The sequence below is a fragment of the Thiomicrospira microaerophila genome (assembly GCF_023278225.1).
In the GTDB taxonomy this organism is placed as follows: Bacteria; Pseudomonadota; Gammaproteobacteria; order Thiomicrospirales; family Thiomicrospiraceae; genus Thiomicrospira; species Thiomicrospira microaerophila_A.
Genome location: NZ_CP070959.1, coordinates 2,181,093 through 2,193,956 on the forward strand (window position 1 = coordinate 2,181,093; position 12,864 = coordinate 2,193,956).

The window sequence follows — 12,864 nt, forward strand, 5'->3', positions numbered from 1 at the left end:
CCCCCTAATGCCAGTATATAACTGACCTTGACTAGCGGTTTTTTCGATGGAAAACTAAAACATCTCTAAAAACTGCTGGATCCTTAATCATCGTCATTTCACCTTCACGTGGGATCAGTTTATCTTTTAATCGTGACAACCAAAAACGGAAAGAAGCCATCCTTAAAGCAGCATTCCATGTGCTGTGTTCCACCTCAGTTAGTGGCCTCACCCTTTGATAAGCGGCTAGCACACCAGATAGCTTGTCAAAATCAATACAATTATCTGAATTTCTGCACCAATCATTTACCATTACCGCTAGGTCATACAAGCAAGCACCATGACAGGCATAGTACAAATCAATAATACCGGTTAAAACTGAACCCTCAAACATCGCATTGTCAGTAAACAAGTCTGCATGAATAACGCTTTGTGGTAAGCCTGTCCAATCGACTGTAGCTTGAAATGCCAGTTCATTTCCAGCCAATACTTGATCATCCGCGCTCATTAAATCTTTAATTTGTTCAATCACCGCTTGCGCCCAATTTAAATCGCGATCATTTGCTCTATAACGATCAAACTGCATACCGGCAAGATGAAATTTAGCCAAGGCTTGAGCCATGACCTCACACTGCTCCTGATTAGGATGATCCAGTGTTTTTCCTTTTAAGCGCTCAACCAACGCCGCAGGTTTTCCAGCTAGCGTTTTAAGATAATGACCTTCTAAATCTGCTTTTGGATGTGCCGTTGGAATCTGATGTTCAGCCATAAAAGCCATAATATCTAAAAAATAACCGAGCTCTTGATGACAATGATGTTCAAAAATCGTTAGAACGAAACGCCCTTTTTCAGTATCAACAAAATAGTTAGTGTTTTCTATACCTGCACTAATACCTTCAAAATCCACCAAGGATCCAACATCATAGGTATTCAAAAATTCAGAAAGCTGTTGGCGCTCAATAAGCGTATAAACCGACATGAAAGGGTCCAAATTTGCAAAAAAATTAATATGATTTTACCACAGGAGAAAAGCGACGCGATGAAATACAGAATTTCAAAGGCTATAAAATCAAAAACCCGCTTTAAATGCGGGTTTTCGTGCTAGAGAGGACTTGTGAGTTGATTAAGACAACTTAGAAGCCGTGGTGACCAACACCCGGTGCATCAACACCAATACGCTGGTCAACGTTGTAAGCTGGCGTACCATCTGGTAAACGGCCTGCTGTGCGGTAGTTGTGAATATCACCTGTGCCGTCACCCACCATATAGTCAGGACAGTCACTCATGCAACGCTCGTTTGCAATTACCGGACGGTGATCACAGAAGAAGTTACCTGCGTTAGCTAGATACTTATTCGCCTGCATTAACATTTCTGCGTTAAAGAAATCGTCATCCTCTATCTGAGTTCCCTGATCATCTAGAGGAATGCCGTTCATTTGCAGAATGTAACCAGTGATACCCATGTAACCCGCATCACCAATCATTGGCATGTTTGGTGTCCAGAAAGGCATTGCACGACGGTTGTAGTCAAACAAGGTGGTTGCATAAGGCCAGTAGTTTTGAATAGTTTTAACCGGCGCTGAATCGTTAAAGTCAGACGTCACCAATGGCAAAGGATCACCCTCAGTTAAAGGAAGGTATCCTTTTGCGCCTTCACCAAACTCACCATGACACATGGCGCAGAACTGAATGTAAAGATCACCACCTTGTAGAACATTCATACCCACGTCTAGCGGAGGCAAACCATTACCATCAGCATCAACGTGAATCTTCCATACATCAAGTGCTGATTCTGCAATCGGCGTACCGTAACCATAGGCTACGAATGAAGTGTCGTTAAAGTAGTTTTCGTTTGCACGAGCATGAACATCAATAAAGGCTTCAGGCACTTTACACTGCATATTGCCGTGTGGACCACCATCGATAGAATCAGCAACCTCAAACGAGTAAGGATTATTTGGATCCATCTTCTCAACTAAACGCATACGATCGTCTTCACCTAATATGGCTTTAACCACCGCACCATCCAAATACTTACCGTCCGCTGCTTCAATAATTTGACGCCAGTTTTCCGGAAAGCCTTTAACGCCTGTCAACTCTGGGTTATGGTTTGCATCAGGGGTAACTAGATTGCCTGCTTTTGCACCATCACCATTACCTGACATAGCCATAGCTACACCAGATGCCATCATCACACCCGCTACCGCAGATGCGATCATCGTTTTTTTAGTATTGAACATTTTCAATCATGCCTCCGAATTCGCTGTTGTGGGCGTGAACCTTCCAAGTTACCATCGCAGTACGGTGATAAACGTTGTTAGTGCCTTCGATAGAACGCATTTGCGGCATACCAGGTTGAACATAACCGGTTTCATCCGTAGTACGACTCATCATCAGTAACTCGCTACCATCCCAGTCGAATTCAAGTTCAAAACGTGTCCAAGCCTTCGGCAATACTGCTGAAGTCAATTTCGCTTCAGTCCAGTTACGGCCACCGTCAAACGTGATATCAACGTGATCAACCTTACCGCGACCTGACCATGCAATTCCTTTCGCTACATAACGGCCTGGACCTTGCATTTTGAAATCTGGCGATGGATAGGTGATTACAGAGTTCGCTTCCATGTACCATGACATATTCTGTACGGTACCATCTGGCATCAACTCGGTGTACTTAGAGGTTTCTTCACGGTGCTGTAATGGCACGTTAGTCACTTGAATACGACGCAAGTGCTTAACCCACATGTTCGCTTCACATCCAGGCACTACTAAACGGATTGGATAGCCATTTTCAGGACGTAGCGCTTCACCGTTTTGCGCATAAGCGATCATACAATCATCCATGCCCAGCTCAACAGGCACAGAACGCGCCATACCGGAAGCATCTGCACCCTCAGGAATTAGCCAAGTGCCTTCAGGCTTAATACCTGCTTCCTTAAGAAGAGTAGAAAGCTTAACACCGGTCCATTCAACACAAGACATCATGCCGTGTGTCCACTGAACTGAGTTCAACTGAACCCCTTTCCATTCCATCGCGCCGTTAGCCGGACACTCTGCAAATAAAACACGAGACTCAGATGGGAAACGCTTAAGGTCATCCATCGTGAAGATCAATGGACGTTCAACTAAACCGTGGATAACCAAACGGTGCTCATCAGGATTGATATTGATCCCACCACCATGATAACGCTCAAAGTGAAGACCGTTAGGAGTAATCATACCGTGTAAGCTTTGTAGTGGCGTCATAGTGATTGATGCCATAGAGTCAGGTGTTAACCACTCTAGCGTACGACGCTGCACTTCTTTCTCGAAAGGAGAAGGCATACCGTATGGGTATTGACGAACACCCCAACCCAACGCTTTACGCGCAGCTTGATCTTGTAATACGTCAGTGATTTCTTCACGACCGGCATAAGGCGCAACCGCCTTAGCTGGGTTAAATTTAATTTCACGTGCACTTGCTGCCTGAGTGAAAAGTACACCCCCCGCTACCGCGGCACCACCTTTAAGGAAAGCGCGACGGCCTTGGTTACGAGATTCTTCAGTCTGAACCGCAACCTTTTCTACTACTTTATCTGTCATTTTATGCTCCTTGATTGGCATCCTTAACGTGTAACAACACCACAGATTCAAGAGTTATTAGTTATATCCAATCGCCAGTAAAGGTTAGATTTTGGATATTGCCAAACAAAATCTTGTGCCGATACTCACAATGCTGGTCGATTATAATAAACCTGAACCATCAATCAGTTCAAGCTAAAACATTAAGGAAATTAGCTTTTGCTTATATAAATTTTTTATGGGACACCTTCACAATTCTATTGACTTAATGCTTTTAGGTTAAAAAACCCCATTGTTTTTTCTCTGAAACGAGTTCAATCATTTATTTTTTAACGATGTCAGCGTATATTAATTAAGTTAATTAAACCTTTGGAGCCCAACATGATTGAACGACAGTTTCCGATTACCCGCATGCGACGTATGCGCGCCCAATCATTTTCACGCCGCCTAATGCGTGAACATCAATTAACTACCGATGACTTAATTTATCCGATGTTTGTCATTGAAGGCTTCAATTTACGCGAACCCGTTCCATCCATGCCTGGTGTTGAGCGTTTAACCATTGATTTACTTCTTGAAGAAGCTGAAGAACTGGTTGAATTGGGCATACCAATGATTGCCCTTTTTCCGGTCGTGCCCGTCGAGCATAAAACGCTAGAAGCAGAAGAAGCCTATAACCCTGAAGGTCTAGCTCAACGAGCGGTGCGTGCAGTTAAAGCTGCGTTTCCTGAACTTGGCGTTATGACAGATGTAGCCCTAGACCCCTTTACCACCCACGGGCAAGATGGAATTATTGATGAAAATGGCTATGTACTGAACGACGACACGATTGACGTGCTGATGAAACAAGCCTTATCCCACGCAGAAGCTGGCGCAGACGTGATTGGGCCCTCTGACATGATGGATGGTCGAATTATCGAAATTCGTGAACTACTTGAAGATCATGGTTTTCATAACACGAGAATCATGGCCTATTCCGCTAAGTATGCTTCCTCCTATTACGGCCCATTCCGCGACGCCGTTGGTTCAGCAGCAAACCTGGGCAAAAGTGACAAGGCCAACTATCAAATGGATCCTGCCAATAGTAATGAAGCCTTGCATGAAGTTGCTTTAGATATTAACGAAGGTGCTGACATGGTCATGGTTAAACCAGGCCTGCCTTATTTGGATATCGTTCACCGTATTAAATCTGAATTTAAAGTCCCGACCTATGCCTATCATGTCAGTGGCGAGTATGCCATGCTCAAAGCCGCAGCCCAAAATGGCTGGCTAGATGAACGTAAGGTAGCAATGGAAACCCTGCTTTGTTTCAAACGTGCTGGTGCTGACGGCATCTTGACCTACTATGCAAAGCAGGTAGCTATCTGGCTAGAAGAAGATGCCGCATTATGATCCAAGCTGATCCTGACAAGTACGGAGTTGTCGGCGACCCGATTGCACACTCAAAATCCCCGTTGATTCATCGATTGTTTGCTGAGCAAACTGGACAAAATATAAGCTATCAAGCAATCCGTATCGATAGTGAAGAAATCAGTTTTGCTAACGCCATCAAACAGCTTAAGCTTGAGGGCTTCAAAGGGCTAAATATCACCCTACCCTATAAAGTTGACGCCTTCGAGCAGGCAGATCAACTAACGGAAAGAGCCCAGTTAGCGCAAGCTGTAAACACTTATCTATTCAATGAAAATGGACAGATCCTAGGTGACAACACCGATGGGGCAGGGCTGGTATTAGATATTGAGCAACAGGGGCAACGGCCTTTTAACGACCAACGTGTTCTGATTATTGGCGCTGGAGGTGCAGTACAAGGCATACTGCAACCTCTACTAGCTAAACAACCAGGCCTGGTTCATATTGCGAACCGAACGGCTAAACGTGCCGAGTTATTAGGCCAACGCTTCTCAACACCGATACCGATTACAGGGAGCGGCTGGCAAGATATACCACAAGAACCTTTTGATATTATTATCAATGGCACCTCCGCCAGCCTTGAAGGAAAGCTTCCCCCTATTAGCGAAAAGGTGATAGGTCGGCACTCGCTGGTTTATGACATGATGTATGCTGCAGAGCCGACCGTATTTTTAAACTGGGCTAAACAACACCAACCCGAATGCCAGATCCTTGATGGCCTTGGCATGCTGGTAGGCCAAGCCGCTGAAAGTTTTTATCTATGGCGCGGGATCAAACCTGATATCGAGCCGGTGATTCAGCAAGTTCGTAAACTTATCTCATAACTCATAAAGCACTAGATATTTCATGGAAAATCAACAACAAACAACACAAAACCATTCGCACCGAATCAAAAGCTTTGTACTTCGCCAAGGTAGAATGTCCAAAGCACAACAAACCGCCCTCGATAAACTGTGGCCGGTCTTCGGGCTGGAACCTCAAGGAGAAGCTTTAGACCTAACCCAGCTGTTTGGTCGAATGGCGCCGACTTATTTAGAAATCGGCTTTGGAATGGGCACAAGCCTAGCTGCAATGGCACAAGCCAACCCTGATCGCAACTACATTGGCATTGAGGTGCATCGTCCCGGCGTGGGCGCACTGTGCAAACTTATTGAAGAGCAAGGTTTAACCAATATTCGACTGTTTAACCATGACGCGATCGAAGTTCTCGCGCAGCGCATTCCACAAAATAGTTTAGCGGGTGTTTACTTGTTTTTCCCCGACCCTTGGCATAAGGCACGTCATAAAAAACGACGCATTTTAAATGCAGAGTTTGCCGATAAAATCGCACAATACCTTACAGCGGGCGGGGAGTTTCACATGGCCACTGATTGGCAGGATTATGCGGAACAAATGATGGACGTGATGAGCAACGCTAACGCCTACGAAAACAAAGCTGGAAAAAACCAGTATATGCCTCGCCCGGATTATCGACCGCTAACCAAATTTGAGCAGCGAGGCCAACGTTTGGGACATGGTGTCTGGGATTTAATTTTTATCAAACGCAGCTAGTTTTTAGTTTAATGGCACTTAAAACTTGACCTATATCAATCAAGTCTTTAACTATCAAAAAATTGAATTTGAAATTTTTAAAACATAGCGGTATATTGCAACTTGAAATTTTTCTAAATATAAAAAATCTAACTCTGAGGCAGCACCATGAGAAATGAACTTAAATTTTTACTGGTATTAGTGGTTATCGTAGTTATCCCCTTCGCAATTTTAATGGGTATCTACCTTAACATTCTCCCACAAAGCTTACAGGTAGCGATCGGGCTATTTGGCGTGGCATCAGCCATTGCGATTATTGTAGGGGGTAATGTTTACCTAATGTGGGACGACATCAAAACAGGTCGTTACAAAAAGCGTACCTAAACCAGTAGCTTGTCATCTTAAAACCCGACTAGTTCGGGTTTTTTGTTTTTAACACGAATTCTTTTATAAAGTTTAGCCTAAAACCATTCAAACAGCTCAAATTCACGTACAATACTAAAAAATTTAACTAAAATTGAACGATGGAATCTGACGACTTTATTGCCCCAGCGCAGCAAAAACATAATCGAGCCAATTCAAAAACCCAAAAACCCAAGCCAAAAAAATGGCTGAAATATAGTTTTTGGAGTTTGCTATTAATAATGTTTATCCCACTAATAGGTTTAAGCGTTTATGTTATCCAGGTTTATCCAACGCTTCCCGATGCATCTGAGCTAAGAAACGTAAGCTATCAAGTCCCTTTGCGCATAGAAACGGCTGATGGCCGTTTGATTACCGAGATAGGTGAGAAGCGCCGCATTCCCCTTGATTACCATCAAATTCCTGAACGCATGACCCAAGCTATTATTTCAGCTGAAGACGACCGTTTCTACGAACATTTCGGTGTCGATCTCAAAGGCTTAGCTAGAGCGGCTTACGAACTCATCACTACTGGCTCAAAACAATCGGGTGGCTCAACCATTACCATGCAGGTCGCTAGAAATTTTTTCCTTACCAGTGAGCGAACCTATACTCGAAAACTGAACGAAATTATTCTTTCGTTTAAAATTGAACGTGAACTGACCAAACAAGAAATCATGGCGCTTTATCTCAATAAGATCTTCTTAGGTCACCGCTCATACGGCGTAGCCGCCGCTGCAAAGACCTACTATGGCAAAGAATTAGCAGAACTCGAACTCCATGAGTTTGCGATGATTGCCGGCCTGCCCAAAGCCCCTTCTGCTTTTAACCCAGTTGCCAACCCGCCTCGTGCCAAACTGCGTCGAGACTATGTTCTTCGAAGAATGAATGAGCTTGGCTATATCACTCGACTCGAGATGCGCATGGCTCAAGAGCAACCGATTGCAGTGACGCTTTCAGGCGTGCGCATCGATGTTGAGGCAGGTTACATCGCTGAAATGGCAAGACAATTTGCATTAGAAAACTTTGGCGAAGACGCCCTTAACCTTGGCCTAACGATTGTTACCACCCTAGAAAGCGAACACCAATTGTCTGCCAACCAAGCTCTGCGTGATGGATTACAGGACTACGAACGACGCCAAGGCTATCGAGGCCCTTTAGCGCAACTTGACACAGAGACCCTCGCAAATGATGACAGCATTATTCAAGCCATGCGTGAGTTCCCTGCCCCAGGAGGCTTACAACTGGCAACGGTTACCTCTATTCAGCAAAACCAAGCGAACCTACTGATGCGAAATGGTGAGCGTGGCGTACTTAGGTTTGAAGGCATGAGCTGGGCCGCTCCTTTCGTCAATATCAACCGAACAGGGTCAGCGCCCCAAAAAATAGAAGATGTTTTAGCCACTGGTCACGTTATCTATTTACAACGCCATAACTCAACCTGGCAACTAGCACAAAACCCACAAGCCGATGCAGCCATAGTTAGCCTTAACCCAAGAGATGGCTCGATCTATGCATTGGCGGGGGGCTTTGACTTTTTTAAGAGTCGTTTTAATCGAGCCACTCAAGCTAAACGTCAACTTGGCTCAGCTTTTAAACCCTTCCTTTACTCGGCAGCACTTGAGCGCGATTACACCCTGGCTACCGTTGTTAATGACGCACCGGTGGTTTTTCATGATGATGCCCTTGAGGGGATTTGGCGTCCAGAAAACTTTACCGGACGCTTTTACGGCCCAACCCGAGTTCGCCCTGCTCTAGCCCACTCAAGAAACCTGGTACCCATTCGCATACTGCAAGACATAGGTGTTCACCCCACTATCAACCATGCTAGAGAATTTGGCTTACCGCAAAACGAATTAAACAAACATCGCAACCTTTCATTGGCGCTGGGCTCGGTCGAAGTCACACCGCTCGAAGCGGCGCGTGCCTATGCAGTGTTTGCAAATGGCGGTTTTTTAATCGAACCTCATTTTATTAGGCAAGTTCGAGATTTCAATGGCCGCACTATTTATCAGGCTGACCCATTGAGAGCCTGCCAAATTCAATGCCTAGACAATGACCCAAGCCTTGCTCCACGGGTTATCAGCCCGCAAAACGCCTATCTAATTACCTCGATGTTACAGGATGTGATTAGCTATGGAACAGGCCGCACTGCAAGCGCACTTAACCGCCAAGACCTAGCTGGTAAAACCGGCACCACTAACCAGCAGTTTGATGCTTGGTTTGTGGGTTACAACCCTGATGTAGTCACCAGCGTTTGGGTTGGCTTTGATAATCCAAGCAGCCTTGGCCGACGAGAAACGGCAGGGCGCGCTGCATTGCCCATTTGGATTGACTATATGCGCACAGCGATTCAATCTTCGCCAAACATCCCTTTTCTACAGCCGGAAGGCTTAGTGAACGTGCCTATAGACCCAGATACCGGACTAGCGGTCCCCGCTGACTCCCCTAGAGCTGTATTCGAGCTATTTTTAGAGCGTAATGCTCCTGAAACACCCAGTATCACTCCTAGTACACTGAGAGACCTTACACGTGAGCTTTTTCAATAAACCCAATCTTCTGCCCACTTCTAATCGCTATATCTAATCGCTATAAAAGCCTTGAAGTGGACAGTAAAAATAACATTTATTGAAATATTCGGGTTAAGCATTCCTTAGAAATTACACATAAAGTCGGTATAATGCAATGGATTTATCCTGAATTAATAAACTAGGAAACAGCACAATGAAACTGATTCTTCTTGGCGCACCCGGCGCTGGCAAAGGCACGCAAGCCCAATTTTTAACTAAACAGTATGATATCCCTCAAATCTCTACAGGTGACATGTTACGTGCAGCTATTAAGGCTGGAACAGAGCTTGGTAAACTAGCAAAATCTTTTATGGATGAAGGTAAACTTGTAACCGATGAGATTATTATCGGCCTTGTAAAAGAGCGGATTGCACAAGAAGATTGTGCCAAGGGCTTCCTACTTGATGGCTTTCCCCGCACCATTGCCCAAGCGGATGCACTGGCCGAAGCCGGTGTTGCCATAGATGCAGTCATAGAAATTGATGTCGCTGATGAAGTGATAGTCGAGCGCATGTCAGGTCGTCGTTGCCACATGGCTTCTGGGCGTACTTATCATGTAGTGTTCAACCCACCAAAAGTGCAAGACAAGGACGATGAAACCGGTGAAGAACTGATTCAACGGCCTGATGATAAGCCTGAAGTCGTGCTCGATCGCCTTAAAATTTATCACGATCAAACCGCACCCTTAATTGATTACTATCAAGCTAAGTCAGAAAAAATTGAAGCTTTAAAATACGTCCGAATTGATGGCACTCAACCGATTTCTGAAGTTGAAAAAGCGATCACTCAAGCATTGAATTAATCGTTATAAATTTTATAATCTGAGTGTTTTTCTCGGGTTATAAAAAAATTCATAGCAAACTCGATAGCCTCCCTCCTAGTCTTGGGGTAGAATTAAAATTAGTATTCAATTAATTTTATTTATGGGGCCTAGATTATGCGCAACCACTCACTTAAAACCAAAATCATCCTAGCGACCCTAGGGGTTACCACCCTGGTTGTAGCGGCCGTTGCTTTAACTCTCTACCTAAGTCAAATAAAACCCCTAGCAGGGCAAATCGAACAAAATCTTACCAACGAAATGTCCACTTTTATGGACAGTCAAATCGAGCTTAAAATTCAATCCGGCATTATTGGCGCAACCATGATGTCTCAACAACCTATGACGCTGAACGCGCTCAATCAACGTAATGATCGTGCTTTACGCCAAGTTTTAGCAGGCCAGCAAGCTCATTACAGCAGCGTGAGTAACTTTAGAGGTATCTTCTCTGAAATTCTTGATGCACAAGGCCAATCACTGCTACGCTCGTGGAACCTAGATACCCCTGGCGCAAACCAAGCTAACAATGAATTGATAAGAAATGTGATGCAACAGAAAAAAGCCAATGGCGCGCTTGGCTTTACCGAACGCGGTGTCGCCATTACCTCGGTCACTCCTGTCCTTAATCAAAGTAAAGATCTGATTGGACTCGTCACGATGGTTCAAGGGGTTGGTTCAATTTCACGCGATTTTGAAAGACTTGTTGGTGGTTCATGGATTATGCTCGTTGACCGCAACTATGTGCAAACCACCCAAGGTCATACACGCGCCATCGACAATCTTAACCCTATTAACAACCGCTATGTCATTGCCAATAATAGTTGGTTTAAAGAAGAAGTCGTTAATCTCACCAAAAACCTTTACCAGCAACTTGATGGCGATCAAAGCCAAGTTTACCTAAAAAATGGCCATGTAGTGGTCGACCTCCCTGCCTATGACGAAGCCGGCCGTGTCTTTGGCCGCCAATTATTTATCCAAGATGAATCCGTTTACACCTCGGTACTGGCTCAAGCTCACAACCAGGCCTGGATTACGCTTGCGGGTGTGGTATTTGGTATTTTACTACTGGCGGCCATCTTGTTATTGTTGGTTAATCGCTTAGTCATTACCCCACTTCAACAACTTAACGTGACCATGGCAGATATTCAAAAAACCGGTAATTTCTCACTACGCGTAGCGGTCAAGTCTAACGACGAAGTCGGGCAGACCGCACAGGCGATCAATGAGCACCTAACCCAAGTTAGCCAAGCCATGAATCAAACCGGTGAAGCGATTGCTGCGCTGGCCAAAGGCGACTTAAGCAAGCGCATTAAGGGTGAATTCGTTGGTGATCTGCTCACCATCAAAAATGGCGTCAATTCAAGCGCTGACAATGTACAAAAAATGATTGAACAAGTTGCGACCGCGATGGCTAAACTCAGCGCAGGGGATTTTAACTATAAAACGAATCTCTCGGCAGAGGGCGCATTTGCTGAAATCCTTGACAACACCAGCCGTGCAATGAGCGACCTCAACCATATTATGCAAGACATTAACAACACCATGTCGGAAATGGCTCAAGGTCGCTTCCAGCAACGCATCGAAGCGCAAGCACAAGGTGATTTAAATAGTCTAAAACAAAAAGTTAACCAAAGCCTTGAAAAACTTGATGAAGTGATTCGAGACATCGCCGGAGTAATGCAAGCTCAGAGCAGTGGCGATTTAACTTTACGCGTTGCAGTGGATTGCGAGGGTGATCTAGACCGTCTGAAAACGGCAATCAATGAAAACGCTGAACGCTTAAGTCAAATCATCAATGACGTGCTGATCGCTGCAGATACCGTTTATGGCGCAGCCGAAGAAGTTTCACATGGTTCTGACAGCCTAAGCGAAAGCGTGCAACAACAAGCTGCATCGGTAGAACAAACTTCGGCAACCATGACTGAAATCACTTCTGCGATTGACAACAATGCACAAAATGCAAAAAATGCCGACAAGCTTGAGCATGCGCTGGAAACCAACTCGCAAACCGCAGCGAAAGTGATGCGAGACACCATTCAAGCGATGAGCGCGATTCAAGACTCCAGCAACCAAATCAATGATATTGTCAGCCTAATTGATGGTATCGCTTTTCAAACCAACCTGCTGGCACTTAACGCAGCGGTTGAAGCGGCTAGAGCCGGTGAGCATGGCCGAGGCTTCGCTGTCGTTGCCGGCGAAGTACGTTCGCTGGCACAGAAATCAGCCGAAGCGGCGAAAGATATCAAGAGCCTGATTGAAAAAAGCGTTGAGCGTATAAACCAAGGCACTCAGCTCGCTGCTGAATCAGAAGAGATTATCAGCAAGATGAATCAATCTATCACCGAAGTGACCGGCATGATCGCGGACATAGCCAGCGCTTCGGTAGAACAGGCACAGGGTGTTAGTGAAATCAACCAAGCGATTGGTTTGATCGACAATGTGACTCAACAAAACGCAGCGCTGGTTGAAGAAACCTCTGCTGCTGCCGAGAGTCTAAAAGATCAAGCAAAATTGCTCAGTGAAAGCGTGTCCTTCTTTAAAACCAAAGCACACAAGGGCTTGGGTTTTAAAGGTTAAACAAATCGCGATATC

The 12,864-nt window shown here is 45.0% G+C and carries 10 protein-coding genes; 7 read left to right on the forward strand and 3 right to left on the reverse strand.

The window, feature by feature from the left end; genetic code table 11:
• Positions 1–31: 31 nt before the first annotated feature.
• The 3 genes from JX580_RS10635 to soxC form a co-directional block, all read right to left on the reverse strand.
• Complete coding sequence (locus JX580_RS10635; protein WP_248850515.1) at positions 32–958, reverse strand: homoserine kinase; 927 nt, start codon at positions 956–958, stop codon at positions 32–34.
• 154 nt (positions 959–1,112) lie between these two features.
• Positions 1,113–2,219, reverse strand: a complete 1,107-nt coding sequence (locus JX580_RS10640) for a c-type cytochrome (protein WP_248850516.1) — start codon at positions 2,217–2,219, stop codon at positions 1,113–1,115.
• Positions 2,206–3,561 (reverse strand): sulfite dehydrogenase, encoded by a 1,356-nt coding sequence (gene soxC / locus JX580_RS10645; protein ID WP_248850517.1) that lies wholly within the window; start codon positions 3,559–3,561, stop codon positions 2,206–2,208. Before soxC ends, JX580_RS10640 begins: the two co-directional genes overlap by 14 nt.
• Positions 3,562–3,921: 360 nt before the next feature.
• Between soxC and hemB the strand changes: the two genes are divergently transcribed.
• The 7 genes from hemB (at position 3,922) to JX580_RS10680 (ending at position 12,849) form a co-directional block, all read left to right on the forward strand.
• Positions 3,922–4,932, forward strand: coding sequence for a porphobilinogen synthase (gene hemB / locus JX580_RS10650; RefSeq protein ID WP_248850518.1), 1,011 nt, complete (start codon positions 3,922–3,924; stop codon positions 4,930–4,932).
• Positions 4,929–5,774 (forward strand): shikimate dehydrogenase, encoded by an 846-nt coding sequence (aroE, locus tag JX580_RS10655; RefSeq protein ID WP_248850519.1) that lies wholly within the window; start codon positions 4,929–4,931, stop codon positions 5,772–5,774. The genes hemB and aroE overlap by 4 nt, the downstream gene beginning before the upstream one ends.
• A gap of 22 nt (positions 5,775–5,796) precedes the next feature.
• Positions 5,797–6,501, forward strand: coding sequence for a tRNA (guanosine(46)-N7)-methyltransferase TrmB (trmB, locus tag JX580_RS10660; protein ID WP_248850520.1), 705 nt, complete (start codon positions 5,797–5,799; stop codon positions 6,499–6,501).
• A gap of 147 nt (positions 6,502–6,648) precedes the next feature.
• Entirely contained in the window at positions 6,649–6,864 is a 216-nt protein-coding gene (locus JX580_RS10665) for a hypothetical protein (RefSeq protein WP_248850521.1), read from the forward strand.
• A gap of 260 nt (positions 6,865–7,124) precedes the next feature.
• Entirely contained in the window at positions 7,125–9,431 is a 2,307-nt protein-coding gene (locus JX580_RS10670) for a penicillin-binding protein 1A (RefSeq protein WP_248850522.1), read from the forward strand.
• Between the two features lie 175 nt (positions 9,432–9,606).
• Positions 9,607–10,254 (forward strand): adenylate kinase, encoded by a 648-nt coding sequence (gene adk, locus JX580_RS10675; RefSeq protein ID WP_248850523.1) that lies wholly within the window; start codon positions 9,607–9,609, stop codon positions 10,252–10,254.
• Positions 10,255–10,389: 135 nt separating this feature from the next.
• A complete protein-coding gene (locus JX580_RS10680; protein WP_248850524.1) occupies positions 10,390–12,849 on the forward strand; it encodes a methyl-accepting chemotaxis protein in 2,460 nt (819 codons plus the stop codon).
• Positions 12,850–12,864 lie beyond the last annotated feature (15 nt).